At 61.3% G+C, this 292-nt stretch carries 1 protein-coding gene; it reads right to left on the bottom strand.

The window, feature by feature from the left end; translation table 11 throughout:
- The coding region (locus FQ668_RS28645; protein WP_178097168.1) for an immunoglobulin-like domain-containing protein at nt 1–292 on the bottom strand (292 nt) is incomplete at both ends.

The following is a 292-nucleotide window of genomic DNA, read 5'->3' as shown; positions in this document are numbered from 1 at the left end:
GAGTCGTTGATCGTGGTCTGAGCCGGCGTCGGGTTCGGGGTCAGTTGCTCGAAATTACCGCCAGTGGCGTTCTCGATGGTGACGCTGACGGTCGAACCGTTGTTGTAGACGTCATTGCCCGGGGTCTGGAATTCAACGCTGCCCTGGGTTTTACCCGCTTCAACGGTGATGGTCTGGCCGTTGGACAGGGTAACCGTTACCGGCGTCTGAGCAGGGTTGCTCAGGGTCACGGTGTAGGTGATCACGCCGCCTTCGGTTACGCTTGGCGAGGCGGTCAGGGTCGCGGTGGTGG

The organism is Pseudomonas sp. Kh14, assembly GCF_900291005.1.
In the GTDB taxonomy this organism is placed as follows: domain Bacteria; phylum Pseudomonadota; class Gammaproteobacteria; order Pseudomonadales; family Pseudomonadaceae; genus Aquipseudomonas; species Aquipseudomonas alloputida.
Note: the sequence above shows the minus strand (reverse complement) of the source record. Positions and strands in the feature narration are given on the sequence as shown.